Origin of the sequence: Caballeronia sordidicola (assembly GCF_000729995.1) — a bacterium.
Taxonomy (GTDB): Bacteria; Pseudomonadota; Gammaproteobacteria; order Burkholderiales; family Burkholderiaceae; genus Caballeronia; species Caballeronia sordidicola_A.
Genome location: NZ_JNFG01000011.1, coordinates 236,626 through 256,447 on the forward strand (window position 1 = coordinate 236,626; position 19,822 = coordinate 256,447).

Here is a 19,822-nt window from a genome sequence, read left to right on the forward strand (position 1 = left end):
CTGGAAGCGTCAGGCGAAGGCATCGTCGGATTCGAGGCAGCGTTCGAATACGGCGGCGCCGCCGCGTTCGCCTACGGGCCGCTGACGGGCTACGGCCGCATCATGACGGGCATCTATATTCGCTCGGGGCGCAACACCAAAGTCGATTTCGCCGCGACGTTCTACTGCGGCGGCGCGGCGTCGATCTGGATCTTCACGTTCGGCGCATCGCTCAGCGTGATCGCGCGGCAGACGGATGACGGCAAGCGCATGGAAGGCACCGCGACCTTTCGCTTCTCGTTCTCGATGGGCCTCGTCAGTTACGACTACAGCGTGAATGTTGCCTGCTCGATCAGTTGGGGCGGCGGCGGTGGTGGCCAGAAGTCGAACGACACCAAGACCAATTCGGCTCCGGTGGACGAACCCGTGCGTCTCGCATCGACCGACACACTTTACGGCGATCCCTACGCCGTCGTTTCCGATGCGCCCGTCACTTTGATGCCCGTGGCGCATGGATACGCGGAAGCCACGCGCGTCGCCAGCAAACACGGGGCCGCGAGAGCCGCCGCACCCGCTGCTCAGCCGGGTGCGCGATTGCGCGTCGACACGGTTTGCGAGTCTCAGAACTGGGGGAAGTATCAGACCTATTTCGATGATCGTCTGAAACGAGGAGCGGACTTCTAATGGACCTCATCGCCATCGCGAAGGTCGTGCCGAACGGATATGCCGAGAACCGCACGATCTTGCGCGCCACCGTCATGCTCACACCCGCCGCGGATAAACTGGATCAGTCGCAGCTTGAGACTTGGCCCAGGGCCGTGCTCGCGCACCTCCGCCGCTCCGGTCACGAATGGACGTTGCCGCTGACGTTCAAACTAAACAACGACACGCGCGAATTCCGCTTGAATGCCCGCGCGCGAGCCGCACAGGACACATGGGGCGGCACGGAACAGGATGCCCAATGGGTGGAGTCGCTCTGGCAGTCATGTTTCAAGGTCGAAATCGGGCATTTGACGGGGCTCGAGGTCCTACAAGAAAAGGTCGATAAGGCGCCGCATATCGAGACGGTCGAGCCAGAAACCGTGTGGCAGGCGCTGTTCGATTCGATTACCGAGTCGAATCAGGGCAGCGCTGTGAAAAGCGCCAATGCACCCGCGCGGCAATCCGACCGTTCGGCGAATCTGCAGCGCGCGGGCCTCACGCTCGTCGCGGACGAGCAGTCCAACGAGAAAGAATGCAAGGGCGCAGTCGGAACGACGGTCGTCCATTCCGTCTCGGCGGTGCGTCAGACGGACTTTTCCGTCTTGCTGGAATCGCAGCGCGCCCTCGAGTTGATGTCCACACTGCACGCGATGAGCGCCGATCCCGGCGACAAAACGAAATGGAGTGACCTCGAATGCGAATGCGTGTCCCTGGCCAAGAATGGCAACGTTCCCGGCAATGCCGGCCAGGAGGCGAGCGATACCGAAGGCGTCCAGAAACAGGGTCGCCGCGATGGTCGGGACCCGTATCGAAAGGCCGCGATGGAAATCTCGCGCGCGTACGCACAGCATTGCCCGGGCTTCGTCTGCCCCGTCAAGGTCGCCGACGCCACTTCGAGCCCGAAACGTTCGGCGGTGAGCGTGAACAAGTTGTTCGCGAACAGCGATAACGTGGAAGCGATCCGCAAGGGCCGCACGGATATCGTCAAAGGCTTGTCGCACGTGATGGCCGAAATGAAGGGCACGGACGACAGCAGGCGAGCCTTCGATGAAGACGGCAAGGTGAAGAACATCGTGAGTCAGCGCTTTTTCACCACTCAGGGATCGCCGTCGCTGTCGCGGCTCTTCGGGCTGACTGTGGATGTCGAGTTCACCTATGAGCAACTCACGGAAGCCGCGAGAACGCAGTTGGGCATCTCACCTTTTCCGCAAACGGGTTTCATGTCGGTGTCCACCGACAACCCTGGCATCCCGGATAACGAGAACACCGATCATGCGGTCAAGTCGGCGTCGCACCGGCGCGCGTGGACGTTCACTGGATTCAACGAGACGACGCGCTTTTGGCCCGCGACCCAGGCGGAGGCCGACAAGGGTTCCTCCTCGCCGCAAGTGGACGGCGTTTTGGTCGCGTCGGCATCTCACGACTCGGCCGAGACGCAGCAGGACGCGAACGGCAGCGGTCCATCCGATCTGAGCCGCTTCGTCATCACGAGCCTGAATGTGCAGAACGCGATGGAAGGCGCGATCGATCTCGGCTATCAATCCGTTACGCAGCAGACGCCGGGCTCGGCGGGCAAGTACGGCTTGCGCAAGACGCATCAGACGGCCGGGCTCGTGCTGCTCGATCGCGGCCGTGATGACTTCACGGACGGCCAACTCAAGAGGCGCGACTTTCATTTGTGCAAGCCGGCGACCGATAGCGGCCTGCTCGTACTCGAAGCGCAGGATCTCGTGATCGGCTATCGGATCGACGTCGCCGTTCCCGCTCATCCCGACGTGAAGTGTCCAACCAACGACGAAGCGCAAGCGAACAAGGCGAATGCCGCCTCGACCTCCATACTGCCGTGGCGAACGCTGATGGCGAGGCGTATCGAGCACGGCGCGTCCGGGCATTGTCAGGAGCAGGTCAAGCAGGCGATGTCGACATTACTCGCACCACCGCCTTCCGTCGATCGAGGCCATGCCGCACGCGCGGCCAGGCGCATCGCGGCGTCGGACGAATGGAGCCAGACTATCGAAGATGCCGTGCTTGGCCTGCCGATCCGCATCGTTCCCACGGTCGACGCGAATGGCACGCCATCGTCCGATCGTCACGCCGATGCCTATGTGGAAGAAGCGGTCGCCCTGTGGAATGGTGATCCGATGGGCGCGCATTGCGCCGGACCTGCGGAGAACAAGAGCGTCGCCACGGACCTTGCCACTAGCGATGCGATCAGCCTGCCGGATGAGCACAACGATCCGGAAAGACGCCCGCCGCCTTTGCGCTTCGGCCGCGCGTACCGATTCGGCATACGCGCGGTGTATGCGGGCGGCATTTCGGTGCCGCTCTCGTACGCCGCGAAGATCTACGACAACACGCCGAACGTGACGATTCCGGGGCACGGCAGCGGCGAGGATCGAGGTTTCCGGCGATTCCTGCGGCATGAACGTGTCGATGCGCCCTTCCTGCTGCTGCACGAAGACTCCGCGCTCAAGCAGTACGGCGCGATGGGCTACGAGCGCGCGTCGCACGCGATCATCCGCTCGGCAGATGGCGCGCAAGCGTTTCGCGGTTTTCCTGGCGGAACGCAGCGCGTGTTCGCGCCGCCATCGGTCGAACCTCACTTCGTCAATCTCCATGGCAGTTTCGACCAGTTTCATTCCGCGACGCTGCCGCAGGGTCTGAGCGGAGTCAGCCTGAACCACGACATGGGAGGATTTCCCGTCGCCGAAATCAAGTCCTGTTCCGGCATCAACGGCGAGGTCTTTGCGAATCCCCCGTCCATTTCGACGACCAAAGAAGCCATGGGCGATCTCGTCTATATGCGCTCTTCGAAGAACGTGAACACGCGCGAGAAGCCCTACTATCCCGATCCGTTCGCCAAGTATTACGTGGTGGCCATCCGCTATGCCGGAACCGATCGATATCTCGATGGCGGTCCGTTCATGGTTCCGGTGTTTCCGGGCGCGCATTATCCGGACGCGAAGCCTTTCGTGTTGAACATAGAGCGCCGGGCCTCCGCTTCGCGAAATGTAATCCTGAGTTTGAGCGATGTTCTGTCCGTGCCTCCGCACGGGAACAAACGCGCTGACAAAACCCCGGAAGCGACGCTGTATCTGCGTCCCGGCGATGATTTCGATGTGGACGTCTGGTGCATTCCCGAGTGGCAGGACCTTGCCAATTGCTCCGCGCTGGTTGAAGCCATCGGCGCCATCGCGCTGCAAAGCGTCCAGAAAGATGGTCAACAGGCCACGCACGCCGACGTCTGCAATGCGCTCGCGGCGCTGCTGCCGAAAAACGCCTCGGCACAAAAGATTGACGATTGCGGGAAGCAGGCTTGCCCGACGGATTCTCCGTCCGGTTGGCGCGATGGTTTCGGTGGACTATGGGCGCCGCGCAAGCCCGTATTGCAGACGATCGCGGAGATCGTTCGAGAGACGCTGACCACGCGACCGCTGAGCGAAATGGCCGCCGTGCGCACGTTGCGCTGCACCCATGCGATCGACAAGCCTTTATACAAACCGACCCTCGTCAGGGAGAAAAACCACGCGGTGTGTGTCCAGCGCCGCTCGATCGAGGTTCCGCCGCCACCGCAACCGGACAGCACAGCCAACGGCCAGCAGCAGCCTCCGGTTTCGTCCGGGACCGATGCGCAAGCGACGCTCGAATATCGCCTGATTGGCGACGTGGAGGTGGATCTGCTTTCCACTGGCGGGCTGGACATCGTGGCGAACGCCACGCTGCCGACGACGCAGGCTTTCGACGATCCGCACCGCGGCCGCAGCGTGAAAGACAAGCGCGAGGACAACTGGCCGACGGTCGATGGCAAGAAGTTGTCGCCAAGCCGCGTATTCGGTTTCGAAGTCGACGCCGATGGCAACGTGACGCTGCCAAAAGGGCGGGTCACGCTGCTCGGCATCGACGATATTCCGGTCCTGTCGAGCGCACAGGAAGTCCCGGCAGACGCGGGAAAAAAGCCGGCCGATACACTGCTTGCACGAGTGGCGCTCAAAAACTACACCCTCACGCCGGACGAACGCAAGGCATCAACGCCAAGCGACGGGCAAGGCATCGTGAAAACGCGGCATGTGTTTCCCGACAGGCGGGCGCGCAGACTCGAACTGCACGTCATCGGCAAGCCGCGGCACGCGGCGTTCATGCGCACAGCCAACAGCGGTTGCAAAGGCGAGTTCTTGAAGCCCGGCGTCGATCTTCCGCTGCCGCAACTGGACGAAAAAGATCAGACGCTCGTCGCGTATCTCAAGTCGGGCGTGCGCCCTTCCGCGCCCTTGTGCAACACACCCATTCCCGCGTTCTATTGGGAATCTGACACGCAGAAGCGTCCGTGGTTCGGCATTCGCAAGGCGCTTTCGCGCCGCTCGATCATCCGCATTTCGATGAGCCGCGGATGGTTCTCGTCGGGCGTGGACGAACGGCTTGGCATCGTCGTGTGGCCACCGGTGCGCGATCCGAAAAACGAGCCCATGCTCGAAAGCGATCGCGTTCCCGCGCCGAGCGACGGGAATCGCGTGATGGATCTCAGCGATTTCGAAGACATCGATCTCGGCGCGGGCGGTCAGTTCATCACGCGATGGGGCGATGATCCCATGCGCCCGCCGCATCTTTCTTCCGATGCCACGAAGTCGCACACCTTCATTCCGCGCACCGCTTTCCGCGACCTCGATGAAAGCAAGTCGCGCGGCTTCACGGCGGATCTCATCGAAACGGCCAGCATGCCGGTTCGCAAGGACAACACCGTCGATAAAAGTGCGAATGCAGCGGTCACACCAGAAAGCCTTCTCGATGTGGCGCTGGTCGCGTACACACCCCGCTTTGATGTCCGCACCGAAGAGTGGTACGTCGATGTGGACATCGAGCATCCGAGTGAAGCCGAACCGTTCGTGCGGCTAGGTCTCGTCCGATATCAGGAGCACGCGGACGCGGAACTCCAGGTGTCGTATCCCATCATCCTGTGGACGCAGTTGCTGCCGGGCCGCCGCGTTGAGGTGGACGTCGTTTCGAAGCCGGACTTCAAGCAAGTGTCCGTGTCGATCGTCGGGCAACAGGCCGCCGCGACTTTCGGAATGCCCACTCCGACGTCGGGTCCGAAAGAGCCGGAGCCGGAACACCGCATGCATGTAAAAGTCGTGCGGCAATACACGAACGCGCACGCGGTCAGGTGCATGGAAATCAAGTGCGAGGAAGACGCGCTGCGCGACTGCTTTCCGGATGCCCTCGAAGCAGGCGCGCAAGTCACGTGGACCTCCGGCCCGCATCTCATCCGTTTCGATCCGAAGATGGACAAGGCCGAGTCCGCGTCGTATCACTTGCATATCGAAGAGCGGGACTACCATCTTCCGGCGACATACGAGGATGAACCGGTCAGCCCCGCTCAGGCGCGAGGGGAAGGTGTCGAGCGCATCGCGAGCGGTCCGCGCTTTGCCGCGCACGTGGAGCTTTCCTGATGCGCATGCCGCATCGCGCGATGCGCTTCGGAATGGGCGGCACAGCGACGCTCAACGCCAGGCCTTATTTATTTCCCGGCGACGACGTGCAGCACGCGATCGCCGCTCTGGACGATCTTCTTGCGGATATCAAGTCCGACGATAATGCATCCCGCGGACGCCCACTGCGGAGAAGTCCTGCTTTCGCCGTGGAAATAGAACCCCGTCCGTTTGCAGGTGTCGGTGCCTTTAGCTGGCGTAAGCGGAACGGCATAGGGAATTTCATGAGCGCCCGCGGCGATCGTGACCGGATCGCCTATATCGTAATAGCCTTGCGGGATTGGGCCCAGTTCGCTCACGCACTGCATGTCGGGATTATTCTTCGGCGTGCCTGCGCCCGAATAACCCGTCGCAATCGGCGTGACCACCGGCGTTCCCGACCAGAACAAATGCCCGGATTTCTGTTCGTAGAGCCATTCCGCGCTTGCGGTGAGCGGCAAGGCGAGCAGCGCGATTCCACTAATCCATGTCCGCAGGTTCATCACAAACCCCGTTCGAGAGTTGGCTCTCTTCAGCATAGACGATACGTTCACACGATTCACAATCAATTTGTTATGCCGATCAACCACGGCCCTTTTCCGGAACCCAGTACTCTTTCCGACTGGACGTTTCGGAGATGGAATGCCGACTCAAAATTCCCGCCTCAACCAAGTCGTACAATCTTCTTTTCAGCATCGTCGTTGATATATCAAGGCTTTCGCGGAACTGCTCAAATCTCCTTGAACCTTCCAGGGCATCCCGAAGAGTCAGCAGACTCCACCACTCACCGACCTGATCAAGTGCGAGTGCTACTGGACAGTCCATGTCTTCGAAACTTTTTCGCTCCATGCCTTCTCCGTCTGGGAATGCCTTCGCGGAGATTCTTGCCTGTCAACCGCATGGTTCAGATGCGCACTATGACAACATCTCCAACTTTCATGCTCATTGCGCGACAAGAGTAGACATTTGACCCGCGCGTCGTGTAAGTCCCATCGCTCGTTCCGACAACATCTGGCTAGAACGAGTCGACCCGCAATTCCAGAAAAAATCTGGCAACCGACACTATCAGCTATGCTTATTGGTGGCGTTTGTAGCCGACCTGCTGAACCAAAGGGTCCTGATGCCACGTCGAAAGCGCACAGAATCTGTTTGATTTATGCGCTGTCGTACGGGTCAGACAGCTTTACGCAGCGGGCTGGCTCATGCCGTTCATTGCAGCCCTACAGGCCGCTAGCCCCTGACCAAGCGCCATTCCTTGCCAAAGCGGTTCATCACTGTGAAATGCTGCTCGAATCAACTTCTTAATGTCCGCCGCGTCAGAGGAGCCCGGATCTCCATGGGCATGGAGCCAATTATCAGCACGAAGGGCGATGTCAACCTTGTCGATTGACAGAACGCCGCATTCAAGCGACACAGCGTCGACGAGAGCATTTGGAAGCATGTTCTGGATTGCGCTGATACCGTCTCCCCTCACTTCGGCGGAAATAGACCCACCACCATAAATCGACGTTGCAGTCGCTCCGATCCACGCCTGCGTGCGTGAGAAACCTGGGTCATCCCGACGCCGATGAATAATCGGCTCTGCGTATCCATGCAGTCCCAAGCCCGTATGAAAATCAACCATGACCACCCGCTGAGCGCGATCCAACAGCGTTGTAACGATCTCTGTTAAGACCGATCGGGACCAGCTTGGTCCACTACCGCCGTAGAACAATCCATCGGCGTGACGCCATTGCCCGCTCGTAACCGCCTGTAGATAGGCAGGCATGCCATTTCGCTCCCGCCACGCAGCGAGGCGCGAACCCGTCTCAGCGCGCACAGCTTCAGACCAATCAACGGGAGACACATCGGCTGCGATTTCTTCGTATTTTTCGTTTTCCGGAACCGATGAGGCGAAATTGATCCAATTCCTGTTCAGGTCGACATTGTCCTCGTTCGTTCGTCTCAACCACGCGAATCCGAACGGATTGATAGCATGAATTAGAAGTGCGCAGGCATCGTCAGGCAACCGCCTGTACTCCCCGCGGTCCATCCATGCGGTCTGAACGGCGGATCCGAAAAATCCCTCGACCCCATGCACACCAGAAAGCGCGACGAACGCACGCTTTGCATCACGCGACCCGAACCACGCCAGATCTACCGCTAGGTTCTCGCCCCGTGGACCCTTTAGAGCATGGAGATGTGAGTCGAGGTGTGCCCCATTCGCACCAGCAACCTCGACAAATTGATTGCGAGCCTGCGCATAGTCGATGCTGAAATAGTTCATAGCCAAGTCCCGTCGCGGCGATAGTTACTACCATAGTAGTACTAATATCCGACCTACGACGCAATCAGGGCATGGGGATCTTGGCGTGAGGCCTCTGTCGTTATGCCGCGCAGAGACGAAACCTACGCGCGCGGGCTGGCGCTATTTGAACGCCTGCATGGCGGACTGAGCGGCGAACAGCGACTCCAACATTTGTCTGCAAAGCTCCGCCAAGTTCGGCTCCACTCTTCCCAACCGCCGCGTACCCATCATCCTACCCATACTTCGCGGTGACACGCCCAAGCCGGCATCTGAGCGGGTTATCGCTGCTTTTGCAGCGATGGCGTTTTTGGAGACACTCTGACCTGGTCAGCACCGCGCGCACCACCGCCGGTATCGCATGCATAGTGCAAATGACGCGCTCGACTGTTTTCGCTTCTTCAATTAAGTCTATAGCACGCGTCACTAATCGGCCGAAAAAAAGGCATCCCCACTCGATCGTCAATCATGGGGCTGAACGTTGCGGGGACGGCGTTCCGGTTGAACCGATCGCGCCGATACCGTCAGCGATACCGAAATTCCTGCTAATGTTTAGTGGCTTTCGGTGGACCGCATTGGAGCATCCATGCCCTATTCGTCTGAATAAGCCGCGCGGGCCGGGAACTTCAACACGATTTGAAGGCGGTACCGTCATTGATACCGCCAGACTCTGTCTAATGCAGTCCCGAGAGTGCCCGTCGGCACGCGCCATATCCAATCTGGTCATTGGAGATTCCAGCCATATCCCAGTTTCTGAACGACCGGTTTACGCAAATCGAATAACCCGTTGCCGTCACTCGCCTCGTTTGTGTGTGAACGACCCGTCTCAAAGCCCAATGGGAGTCCGCTCATGCATGGTCGGCTGCCGCTTTTCGGCCTTAGCTGCCATTGGGACGGGCCGGGTTCTACGTCGGCAATACGGCGGACAGCTGACGATGGCGGCATCAAGCAACTCGACGGCAGCTTCCTGCATTAGCGAACTCACACTCTCGACCCTGTATAGCCGCCGTTCAACTCGCACCACCTGAACGGCTCCTTCGGAGGCGCACCTGCCGTCCGCCTCATCGCATGTGCCGAGCGGACGCTCAGCCGCCATCATTTCAACAACAGCGAAATTTAACGCAGTTATCAAGGCTCAGGTGAACGGTCTAATTTCATGCGCTCCGACCCAATCCATCGACCCCTCCGAACACGCGCACTAGACTTAAATCACCATGGGATCGCTTCCCCTTTCCAGCGCGTGAACGTCCCTGTGGGGCCGTCCGGACCCAGCAGCGCAACGCGCACCGCCTCGCGAGCGCCTTCCTCGACGGTCTCGGTGCCCGCATATCCGTTGAGGTTCGTCCTGGTAAAACCCGGGGAGACGGCATTGACCTTGATACCTTCTGGCTCAAGTTCGATGGCCATAGCGACCGTCAAAGCGTTGAGAGCCGTCTTGGACGCTGGATAGACTGGGCCGAAGATCGCGCGGTACGGGAAGGCCGAATCCGAGTTCGTCGTCAACGACCCGACGCCACTCGACACGTTCACGATGCGGGAGCCCGGCGTCTTGCGCAAAAGTGGCAGCATCGCCTGGTACACAGCGAGCACGCCAAACACATTGGTGTCCCACACCGCGCGCATTTCATCGAGCGCCACGTTGCTCGGGCGCGTCGTCTTTGCGTACTCCTCGACGGACTGACCGGGCTGCTTCCTCGTATTCGAGATGGCCGCGTTTTGGATGAGCACGTCAAGGCGGCCAAAGTCGTTTCGGACACGCTCCGCCGCAGAGGTGATCGAAGCCTGATTCGTCACGTCGAGCTGGAGCGCGACGGCGTCCAGCCCAACTTCCCTAGCCGCAGCCTCGCCGCGTTCGAGGCTGCGCGACCCGACCAACACAGTCAAGCCGCTTGCCGCGAGATCCTTTGCGATCTGAAGACCGATTCCTTGATTAGCCCCGGTTACGAGAGCAACGAGTTTGTCCTGCATAGCAATCTCCTTATCGAAATACACTGTAGCGCGTAGAAGCCATGTTCAATCTGTGCCACTCGGTCAGCGAACCTCAGCCGCCCACGCTTCGGCATCCGCGCCGGCCGGGATGTGCATTGGGGATGACGGGTCCGTCGCCGCGCGCCACACGGCCCTAGCGACGTCCTGTGCCTGGGTGACGGGTGTAGAGGTGTCCTGGAACCGCGCGAAGATATCCTTGACGAGACCAGCGTAGGCCTCGTGTTCGAGGCCATGCATGTGGGCGTGGGCGTTCTCTGCGAACCGGGTGTCGGGCGCACGGCCCGGCAGCACCAGGCGCGCTCGCACGCCGAACTGCTCGAGCTCCAGCGCCATTGACTCGGTAAAAGCGTTCACCGCCGCCTTGCTCGCACGGTAAGCGGCGATCAGAGGCAGCGCCTTCAGCGTTACGCTCGACGTGACATTCACTACGACGCCGGTTTTACGCTGCCGAAACTGGGGCAGCACCGCCTGCGTCAATGCGATCGTGCCAAAGGTGTTGGTCTCGAAAATCTCGCGCACCGTCGCAATCGGGACCAGTTCCGCCGGGGAAGCCGCGCCGAAGCCCGCGTTGTTGACGAGCACGTCGATCGGGCCGGCCGCCTCGACAGCTTTGCGGATGCTTTCCGGATCTGTGACGTCGAGCGCCAGCACGCGCAAACGCTCTGAAGGCGGCAGCACGTCGGCGCGCGGCGTGCGCATCGTGGCGACGACTTGCCAGTCGCGGGCCAGAAAATAGCGGGCGATCTCGAGGCCGAATCCGGACGAGCAGCCAGTGATCAGGACGGTTTTCATGGGAACTCCGATGTGAGGTGGTTTGCGTATGCCCGTACGATAGACCGCCTCAACCGTACTCGCTACGATCGAAAATCCGAATTTCATTTGCAGGAGTCCGGCAATGATCGATCCGTTGGCCGAAGTCGTGACGCTGCTGCAGCCGGGCGCCCGGTTTTCCAAACTGGTTCTGGGCGCCAGCCCTTGGCGCGTTAGCCGCTCGGATGCCGGTCAGCCGTTCTATTGCGTGATCCTCGAGGGCGCATGCCGCATGGTGATCGACGGGCACGAGCCCATCGAGCTCGTCTCGGGTGATTTCGTGCTGATTCCCGCGGCCTATGGCGTCGCGATGTCCAGCCACGTGCCGCCACCGCCGGGCATTCAGACCCTGGTGCCGATCGCGCTCGGCAACAATGAATTTAGAATCGGGGAGCCGGACAGCGCTGTCGACTCGCGAATGATGGTCGGCCACTGCAGCTTTGGTTCACCAGATGCATCCCTGCTGGTCTCGTTGCTACCGCAACTCGTGCATGTCCGCGGCGAAGAGCGGCTGGCCACCCTTGTGCAACTTGTACGAGATGAATCACGCGAGCAGCGGCCTGCGCGCGAGGTCGTGCTATCACGACTGCTGGAAGTGCTGCTCATTGAGGCGCTGCGGTCCACGGCGGAAACGACTGCGTCACCGGGCCTGGTGCGCGGACTGTCCGATTGCCGCCTCGCGGCCGCGATCCGCGGTATGCACGAACACCCTACGCGCGCGTGGACGGTTGCTGAACTCGCGAAAGAAGCCGCACTGTCGCGCTCAACCTTCTTTGAACGCTTCAACCGCGCGGTCGGCGTGGCGCCAATGGAATATTTGCTCACTTGGCGCATGGCGCTCGCAAAGGACTTGCTACGCCGTAATGAAGGCCGCGTCGCCGAGGTTGCACAGCGCGTTGGCTACGGCTCCGCCAGCACCTTCAGCGTCGCCTTCACGCGGCACGTCGGGCGGCCACCTTCACAATACGCGCGCGAGGAGCAGGCGGCCACCGACGGCACGTAAGACGTCGGAAACACGCTGTTTCCGATGGCGCTAAGGCCAGGGAATCCGGTGGCTCAAGGCAACTCACTAATGGCGGCTATTTGAGCGAAGCGACCGCACGAATGTCCATGCGTCGACCTGTATGAATGTCCCTTCATGGCCGGCAGTACGCATTCACCCACCTCGTCGGAAAGCTGCCGTTGACTGCTCCAATGTCGGCTACGTGGAACGTCCACGGAACTGGTGCTCTCGGCCATAAACGGTCTGCCAGAATGATCACATCAGTGGCCGTGTTGCCGCGCTTAACGGTCATTCCGTCTCCGGGGTAGCGACGGGATTTGTATGCCGGAGTAATAGGCAACCCGCACTCTGCAATCCTAGTCGCCGTTAGCCGTCGACTCTTGATGCGTCGGTAGCGAGTTATTCATCTTCCAGAAAAAGGCAACCCCGCTGTCGGGGATACTCCAGCCATCAACCGCGATGGTGATCTTTTTCGGAGCCACGTTTGTTGGCGAGAAATCCTGCCTTGGACGCGACACTGAGGAAAAGATAGGGATTACACCCGCCTCTCTCACTTCTGACACGGCGGCGACATCGAAAGAAACCACCAGGTCCTTTACAGGATGCACAATGTCGGTGAAAAGGTATTGTGCTGCTTTACGGACCTTGACATCGACCTTGAATCGGATACGAACCGACGGCTTCTTACGGATATCCCTTGGAACCCTCGCAAAATAACTGACTTGCCCTTGATCACTCTCCTTGTGGATGACGATCGGACGATCGTCGATCTCAAGCTGGAATACACGAAAAAAAGAATCGTCAATTCCGGCGAAATGCGGATGCTGGGGTACAAACCAGCGCCACTCGATGCTTTCTTCTACGAGGATGTCCCGCAAAGAGTCCCGATCGCTGACACAGCGAAACCAGATTTCCGACGTGCGTACGGGCTTTCTGTATGAAAGGGAACTTCTGAGATTGAAATAGACGGCTCTTTGCTCGTCGGTATAACTGAACGGCGTGTCTACCGTCAGAGGCAGGAGCGTCAGCTCGGTGCGAACATCGTATCGACGGCGGGCTTCTGTAAATGTAAGGTCCGTGAAGTACTGAAAAAGCTCCGCACCAAATTCATCGTTTCGCAGCATGCGCTGAAAGCCCGCTCTCGTCACCGCGTTCACGCTCTCGTCGTTCAGGACAGTCTTGACGACATGTGGTGAGAGAATGCTCTGATGGAGTTCTGCCTGCCCCTCCCGCCTTATCCAGAATTCATAGATGAAAGACACAAGCAAGGTAGTCAGACATGCTTCGCCTAGGCTTTTATATGGCGGAAACTTTGGCACCCAGCCCGGCAGCGAGACCGCCTGTGAGTCAATCCAGTAAAAGAGGATGCAGCCAAGAGTCAACACCAGGTACGCCACTTGCAGTTTAAGTGACTTAAGCCTGCTGAGAATGCCTGGAGAACTTGCAATGGACATATGGGTCCGTCCTGACGATTATTGTCTCAGGGGTCCGTGAGCGGCAACTACCCGAGGCCGCCACAGCCTGACCTCTCGCGCGTTTTTCTTTTTTCGTCAAATCCGGCGCGTGTAGTAGCAAAAGACGGAGATCCGGCGTGATCCGCCTTTAGTTGTCAGGCTCGCTTGATTGTACGCATCGCTCCTATACTAGCCATAGAAATCGCTCATGAAGAGCTTGCGACGTATCGTGAAGGTCCTTTTACTCGTCGACCTGGACTATAGCTGGTACTTTCTCGAAGGCGGGGCCGCCGACGGGCTCGACATACATGTAATCGGAATCGACAGCTTCCGCGACAGTGTCGCCAGCTTCGATATATGCAGCCAGCATTGGCTTCCGGCAGATTCGTTCCACGCGCCCCATGTGCTCCCTCTGCTTCGCTCGCTGTTGACTAGCGCCGACGTAGCGGGCCACCGCTTGATGCTCGTTACGCTGCGAGAACGGTCCGTCAAGATGGCTGCCGAACTGGCAGCGCTGACCGGCTGTGAAGGGTTATACGTACGAACCGCTACGCTGTTCCGTGACAAATGGGATATGGCTCAGGCTGCCATATCGCTGGGCGTTCCAACACCGGATACTTGGCTTGCCTCCTCGCCGCAGGTCGTGAATGACTTTCCATCTCTCGGCGTCATGATAAAGCCCCGCCGTGGCTCGGTGTCGCTTGGTCTGCATGCTTGCCCCGATAGGTCGGCGCTGCACGCTTGTATCCAGGATCTCCAAGACCCTTCTACCTATATCGCTCAGACTTACATGGACGGGCCTATGTATTTCGTCGATGCAGTCGTACGGGATGGGCAGACGCGCTGTCTTATGATCGGCAAACACCTTGTCCCGTTAGGACAAGTTGGACGAACGCCGCGCGCGTTCCTGCGTAGTTGGGCCACCGTCTTCGATCCCACGCACGGGGATGATTCGGGTGTCAGGATATACAGCATGCTCGCCCAACATCACGATACTATCGCCCGGGGATTCGGCCTAGTGGATGGCTGTACGCATATGGAGTTTTTTAGCGCGGGCGGCCAAGTCCTATTCTGTGAAGCGGCCGTCCGGCCAGGAGGTCCGAGGATCCTTGCAATGCAGCGATGCCTATGGGGCTTGACGATGCCAGCGTTGTTCGCCATGACCTTATGCCAAGCTACGCCAACGCGGCTGCCACCCGCGCGCAAAGGCGTGGTGGGGATGATCGATTTTGTGGCCGAAGCACCAGTACGTAGCTGCGGCTTCATACATTCACTGAATGCCGACTGGGTACTCGATGTGGTCGACTGGGATCCGGCTTCGGTTGATGGGGGGCATTATACTGCCCCTTTAAAGCGCATTTTGATCGCGTCGCCCAACGAGGCGGTGTGCGAACAACGGTTGCAATGGTTGTCAGATGGTTTTCAGTATGCACTGCGCTAGTGGACCGCGATGGACCTACCCATGCACCAATTTGTCGAGTGGCCCCAGTACGAAAGGTTCTGCTTGCGCCGGAAACCCGCCGAATTCACGGTATGCGATGTATTGGATGTTTGAGCACACGAGCGTTGAGCGCACCACACCTTCGGCACCAGTCAGCAACTCCAGCACCATATAGGCGCGCGGGACGCTCAGGTATTCCGCGTAGCTACTGACCGGACGGTCCCGCCATCGAATCATCTGTGAGATTCCAGGCTGATGGAATTCTTCAGGCAATAATGGACGAGGCACGATGCAATGAAGCCCGCGTGTTTCGGCGACCATTTTGCGAACGGCGTTATACGCATTCCAATTCACTCCGCAGGAGAACAGCAGCAAGGACTCACTGTCGAATTCAGCGGCGTGAACTTTAAAAGGTGCCCACACGGGTGCGATGACGTCCAGTCCCTCAGTCCCTTTGGACCCTGCTTGCCAAAGACTGGTTAACGTGTGATTGGGTTCATACCCTGTGTAGGAGCAGATGGATCTGCACGCGAGTATGAGGTTCGCGGCTGTCAGGCCTGAGCCGAAGCCCACCTCTATCACACGCCCCGGCTGGATTGAGATAGCCGCCTCAATGACGAGAGCGCTGAGGCCGAACATGGTAGCGTTCGAGCCTAATCCCAACGGCGTCGACATGTTCAGGAACGCAAGCGAAGCGTATGGGGACGGGACAAAAAGTGGCCGGTTTACCCTTCGGGTAGCTTGGACTATGGCATCCCCCACTCCGACGCAGGCGAGCACCCTCGATGCCATCTCCGCTCGCTGGCGCCAGTCCAAACCTCTGAGTCGCTCGCACCATGCATTGAAACCAAGTGAGTCTTGATTCGCCCAGGTCACTAGATTTGCTTTGGTCAACAGCGTCGCTTCTTCGGGGGGCAGGTCCGAAGCCAATCGTCGGCTGAGTTCATCCGCACCATAACGTCGCCAGCGACGATAAAAGTCCGCCGCCTCTAGAATGTCGGCTCTGAATCCGAGGTTCACATCGTGCATGGCCGGAAGAAACACAATGGAAGACAAACGTACCGCCCCGGCACTGTGGGGCGGTTATCGCGTGCGTTAGCGCCTGCTTTCTTTGAACCGGTTTGCGCCAGTCACCAGAAATGTTACGAGTCCTCGAAGCCGTCAATGCCGCCGCCGCCATCACCCAAACAAACATCCGAGTTCATCAACATAATTTGCCTCCTATGTGCCGTATAAGCGATCCCATACTATCTGCGGCGCAGTTGCTACGCAAGCGTTGTCCGCGACCGCGTTGACGGGAAGTGCGACGGTTGGCGTTGACGCGAAACGGTTGGAAGAAAGTGTCAGCCGCCCGATCCGTTAGACGTTTTCCGATTGGCGTGTGTATATTCGGACGAATATCCTTTCGTGACCGAGTCCGGTCGCGCTGACCACATCAGAGAGTGGAGGCTCGTCACGGCCGCAACGGTAGACAAGCGACTAGTCCGGTGCCGTCAGCGGGTGTCCGGTTTGCAGTAAGACAGCGGACAACCGCGAACGGGAGGCGAGCGGCAGAAGTGGGTCGCGTGCTGCCGATCACGGCCGTGTGAGATTCGGGCAGTCCACGCCGTTTGCATGAGTCAGTGATCCGGCCACTTTCGGTCATTTGCTAGCGTTTCGTACAAGCGTTTGAAGGTCCGCAAGACCGTAGACAACGGACCTTCGTGTCAGATACGTTCGCTGTTTCGTCGGCCCAAGTGAACGGTCGCTTTTTGTGCCGAGCATCGTAATCTGTACATGTTAGCCAGCTTAACGGGCTGATATCGTTGTCTACGAATAACACCGCAAACGCTGACTAACTTCCCGCTTTGAACAGGTACATCTCATGAAACTGCCGATCTATCAGATTGACGCATTTACGGACAAGGTATTTAGGGGCAACTACGCTGCGGTGGTGCCACTTGAACGCTGGTTGCCCGATAGTTTGATGCAGGCAATCGCTGCTGAGAACAACCTTTCCGAAACGGCATTCTTCGTGAAGAATGCCGATGGCGCGTTCGACATCCGCTGGTTTTCTCCACTTACCGAAATCGCGTTTTGTGGTCATGCCACTCTGGCGAGTGCATATGTAATCTTCAAGCGATGTGATGGTTTGGAAGTCATCGAATTTGTTGCGAAAGCGGTCGGTCGGCTTGCCGTTTGCCATACGCATGACGGTCTGATCGAAATGAGCTTCCCACAGCGCCGACCCGAACAACTGAACGAAATACCCGCAAACTTGATCCTGGGGCTTTCAATACGGCCTCAAGAAGTGCTGATAAACCAGCAAGCGTATGTTGCCATCTACGGAACGGAACAAGAGGTACGATCCGTCGTACCCGAACTCAATCTGCTGTCGACACTTGGTCCGCTCGATGTCGTCGTCACAGCGCGCGGAGACGAGCATGATTTTGTGTCCCGCTACTTTTGGCCTGCCAATGGCGGAGATGAAGATCCCGTTACCGGATCGATTCATACGGCGCTTGCGCCATTGTGGTCCGACCGTTTGGGCAGGTCAGAACTCGTGGCCATGCAGGTGTCACGACGCAGCGGGTTACTTCATTGCCGCGTCGAAGACGACCGGGTGTATATCTCTGGTCAGGCTGTTCAATATCTTGAAGGGACAATCGAAATCCCGGAAGCGTAGGAGCGACCGTTGTACCTTGGGAGCGGCCGTTGAAGGTGCGTTAGTTCGAAGGGCGGAAGTGGGTCGAGAGTGTGAGTTCGCTAATGCAGGAAGCTGCCGTCGAGTTGCTTGATGCCGCCATCGTCAGCTGTCCGCCGTATTGCCGACGTAGAACCCGGCCCGTCCCAATGGCAGCTAAGGCCGAGTCGGAGGCATAGGCTGTCGGGCAGCTTTCCAACCGAAACGGCCTCAATAAGGGTTGGCCTGCCGCAGCGCCGGCAGCATAAGTCCACCGGCGTTGTTCTAGGAAACCCGCACTGAAGAACTGCCAACACCGCTAGATTTCAGTCTGCTCCGAAATCTCAAGTGCGTCGTCGACTTCGATGCCAAGGTAGCGAATTGTGCTTTCAATCTTGCTGTGACCGAGCAGCAACTGCACTGCCCTGAGGTTCTTCGTGCGTTTGTAAATCAGCGTTGCCTTCGTGCGACGCATTGAATGCGTGCCGTACGCTGTCGGATCAAGCCCTGCTGCTTCCGCCCATCGCCGTATCATCCGGGCATATTGTCGGGTGGAGAGATGAGGCGATGCGGACAGCCGACTGGGGAAGAGAAACCGATCCGGCCTTAGCGCTGTCTTTTCCAACCACTCACCGACAGCCTTCCTGGTGGGTTCGGTCAGTTCGAACTGGACAGCGCGTTGTGTCTTTCGCTGAATGACCTGCGCCCGCGACAAGACCTGATTGCCGTGCGTAACATCGCGGACTCGAAGACTGACAAGATCACAGCCACGCAGTTTGCTGTCGATTGCAAGGTTGAACAGGGCGAGATCACGAACAGCATGAGCGTTCTGGAGATAGATCCGGATCGCCCAGACATCTTTGAGTTTAAACGGTGGCTTCTGGCCGACCAGCTTGCCTTTATTCCACGCCTCACGGGTTTGTTCGGTTTTCATCACACTCTCCCATAGGGATGATGGGAGTTCAATTGTCGTACCCGATCTGGACGCCCGCACTGGGCGGATTTGACCGTGGTTCGCACCCGGCCCCCAACTGGTCTTGCCTGTCAGCGATCTAAAGAAGCCTTTACTTGGACGGCCGGTCCGAAACAATCAACTGCCCGATGACTTACACGTACATTTCGGCCTTTGCCGACATTGGGGCGGACGGTGCTCTATGTCAGCAATGTAGCGGATTGCTGACAGTGGCGGCATCGAGCAGTCGGACGGCAGCTTCCTGCATCAGCCAACTCACACTCCCGGCCCGCTACGGTCCTTCGACTTTCTCGACAGGAGACATTCCCGGTCGGCGCGCAGGTGCCACTGAATCGGAGCCACCCGATAAAGGTGTACATTGAGTACACTTCATCGTCGGGTGAGCGGCAATATCGTGCCCGCGACCCATTGGTCAAGAACGTTGCGGATTCTCCTTACGGTCGGATGTAAGACACCTGTTCGCGAAGCGAAATGCAGACGATTCTTCTGGTAGATGACGATCGCAGTATCCTAGTTGCGTGGAAACGTATTTTGCGACTCGAAGGCTACCGAGTCGAGACGGCCAGCGATGGTGCGGCCGGTCTAGCGGCTGCCCAAGAGGTCGAACCCGTCCTGATTATTACGGACCGATCGATGCCCAGAATGGATGGTGTCGAGCTATGCCGTCAAATCAGGCTCGAGCCGAAGTTGGCCGGGATACCCGTGGTTCTAGTCAGCGATAGCCATGAAATTGGGTTCAACGCACCCGTTTGGAATGAGCTTTGGCAGAAGCCTGTGCCAATGGAGACCATGCTCGCGTCAATAAGGCGGCTCCTGGCTTTGTCGCCATAATTGGCGGCCGCGCTCGCGGCCATATAGACGCGATCAGGCTTCACACCACCACCTGCGGATGAATGTGACCTTGAACGGGCATTTCACGGAATATCGACGATCCCATACCGATGTCGGAAGGCCGAAAGTTGTCGCTATGTGCCGGTCCGGGAAGCGTTGGCCTCCAGCGCATCGCTGCACCTTTGCCAGATGTGACCGACCAGCGGGTTTTGATAGTTCAGCGTCAGCTCAT

13 protein-coding genes are annotated in these 19,822 nt (G+C 58.8%); 5 read left to right on the top strand and 8 right to left on the bottom strand.

Annotated elements, in window-relative coordinates:
- The first annotated feature begins 662 nt into the window (after positions 1–662).
- The gene (locus FH08_RS0112735) at positions 663–6,125 is read left to right on the top strand and encodes a hypothetical protein (protein WP_031358689.1); all 5,463 of its coding nucleotides are present in this window, start codon (positions 663–665) and stop codon (positions 6,123–6,125) included.
- Between the two features lie 68 nt (positions 6,126–6,193).
- Here FH08_RS0112735 and FH08_RS0112740 read toward each other — a convergent pair whose 3' ends face one another.
- From FH08_RS0112740 to FH08_RS0112770, 5 genes are all read right to left on the bottom strand, one after another.
- On the bottom strand, positions 6,194–6,646 hold the full coding sequence (locus FH08_RS0112740) for a tlde1 domain-containing protein (RefSeq protein ID WP_160172464.1): 453 nt from the start codon (positions 6,644–6,646) through the stop codon (positions 6,194–6,196).
- Positions 6,647–6,725: 79 nt separating this feature from the next.
- Positions 6,726–6,992, bottom strand: a complete 267-nt coding sequence (locus FH08_RS0112745; RefSeq protein WP_051888204.1) for a winged helix-turn-helix transcriptional regulator — start codon at positions 6,990–6,992, stop codon at positions 6,726–6,728.
- 334 nt (positions 6,993–7,326) lie between these two features.
- Positions 7,327–8,409, bottom strand: coding sequence for a M14 family metallopeptidase (locus FH08_RS0112750; RefSeq protein ID WP_031358692.1), 1,083 nt, complete (start codon positions 8,407–8,409; stop codon positions 7,327–7,329).
- 1,227 nt (positions 8,410–9,636) lie between these two features.
- On the bottom strand, positions 9,637–10,395 hold the full coding sequence (locus tag FH08_RS0112765; RefSeq protein WP_031358694.1) for an SDR family oxidoreductase: 759 nt from the start codon (positions 10,393–10,395) through the stop codon (positions 9,637–9,639).
- 63 nt (positions 10,396–10,458) lie between these two features.
- Positions 10,459–11,208, bottom strand: a complete 750-nt coding sequence (locus FH08_RS0112770; RefSeq protein WP_031358695.1) for an SDR family oxidoreductase — start codon at positions 11,206–11,208, stop codon at positions 10,459–10,461.
- 103 nt (positions 11,209–11,311) lie between these two features.
- On the opposite strand from FH08_RS0112770, the gene FH08_RS0112775 reads away from it, so the two are divergent.
- Positions 11,312–12,229, top strand: a complete 918-nt coding sequence (locus FH08_RS0112775; protein WP_031358696.1) for an AraC family transcriptional regulator — start codon at positions 11,312–11,314, stop codon at positions 12,227–12,229.
- 356 nt (positions 12,230–12,585) lie between these two features.
- Here the strand turns inward: FH08_RS0112775 and FH08_RS0112780 are convergent, their stop codons facing one another.
- Positions 12,586–13,683 (bottom strand): hypothetical protein, encoded by a 1,098-nt coding sequence (locus tag FH08_RS0112780; RefSeq protein ID WP_031358697.1) that lies wholly within the window; start codon positions 13,681–13,683, stop codon positions 12,586–12,588.
- A gap of 208 nt (positions 13,684–13,891) precedes the next feature.
- On the opposite strand from FH08_RS0112780, the gene FH08_RS0112785 reads away from it, so the two are divergent.
- A complete protein-coding gene (locus tag FH08_RS0112785; RefSeq protein WP_031358698.1) occupies positions 13,892–15,124 on the top strand; it encodes an ATP-grasp domain-containing protein in 1,233 nt (410 codons plus the stop codon).
- Between the two features lie 15 nt (positions 15,125–15,139).
- Here FH08_RS0112785 and FH08_RS49455 read toward each other — a convergent pair whose 3' ends face one another.
- Positions 15,140–16,180, bottom strand: coding sequence for a hypothetical protein (locus tag FH08_RS49455; RefSeq protein WP_031358699.1), 1,041 nt, complete (start codon positions 16,178–16,180; stop codon positions 15,140–15,142).
- Between the two features lie 808 nt (positions 16,181–16,988).
- Between FH08_RS49455 and FH08_RS0112795 the strand changes: the two genes are divergently transcribed.
- Positions 16,989–17,789, top strand: a complete 801-nt coding sequence (locus FH08_RS0112795) for a PhzF family phenazine biosynthesis protein (protein ID WP_031358700.1) — start codon at positions 16,989–16,991, stop codon at positions 17,787–17,789.
- A 316-nt stretch (positions 17,790–18,105) separates the two neighbouring features.
- On the opposite strand, the gene FH08_RS0112800 is transcribed toward FH08_RS0112795, so the two are convergent.
- Complete coding sequence (locus tag FH08_RS0112800) at positions 18,106–18,720, bottom strand: tyrosine-type recombinase/integrase (protein WP_031358701.1); 615 nt, start codon at positions 18,718–18,720, stop codon at positions 18,106–18,108.
- A gap of 510 nt (positions 18,721–19,230) precedes the next feature.
- Between FH08_RS0112800 and FH08_RS54340 the strand changes: the two genes are divergently transcribed.
- Entirely contained in the window at positions 19,231–19,590 is a 360-nt protein-coding gene (locus FH08_RS54340; protein ID WP_031358702.1) for a response regulator, read from the top strand.
- The last annotated feature ends 232 nt before the right edge of the window (positions 19,591–19,822 follow it).

Coding starts and splice junctions, on each gene's coding strand:
- FH08_RS0112745 (WP_051888204.1), bottom strand. CDS start 6,992: ATGGAGCGAAAAAGTTTCGAAGACATGGACTGTCCAGTAGCACTCGCA.
- FH08_RS0112785 (WP_031358698.1), top strand. CDS start 13,892: ATGAAGAGCTTGCGACGTATCGTGAAGGTCCTTTTACTCGTCGACCTG.
- FH08_RS0112780 (WP_031358697.1), bottom strand. CDS start 13,683: ATGTCCATTGCAAGTTCTCCAGGCATTCTCAGCAGGCTTAAGTCACTT.
- FH08_RS0112800 (WP_031358701.1), bottom strand. CDS start 18,720: ATGAAAACCGAACAAACCCGTGAGGCGTGGAATAAAGGCAAGCTGGTC.
- FH08_RS0112735 (WP_031358689.1), top strand. CDS start 663: ATGGACCTCATCGCCATCGCGAAGGTCGTGCCGAACGGATATGCCGAG.
- FH08_RS0112795 (WP_031358700.1), top strand. CDS start 16,989: ATGAAACTGCCGATCTATCAGATTGACGCATTTACGGACAAGGTATTT.
- FH08_RS0112740 (WP_160172464.1), bottom strand. CDS start 6,646: ATGAACCTGCGGACATGGATTAGTGGAATCGCGCTGCTCGCCTTGCCG.
- FH08_RS0112750 (WP_031358692.1), bottom strand. CDS start 8,409: ATGAACTATTTCAGCATCGACTATGCGCAGGCTCGCAATCAATTTGTC.
- FH08_RS0112775 (WP_031358696.1), top strand. CDS start 11,312: ATGATCGATCCGTTGGCCGAAGTCGTGACGCTGCTGCAGCCGGGCGCC.
- FH08_RS0112765 (WP_031358694.1), bottom strand. CDS start 10,395: ATGCAGGACAAACTCGTTGCTCTCGTAACCGGGGCTAATCAAGGAATC.
- FH08_RS54340 (WP_031358702.1), top strand. CDS start 19,231: ATGCAGACGATTCTTCTGGTAGATGACGATCGCAGTATCCTAGTTGCG.
- FH08_RS0112770 (WP_031358695.1), bottom strand. CDS start 11,208: ATGAAAACCGTCCTGATCACTGGCTGCTCGTCCGGATTCGGCCTCGAG.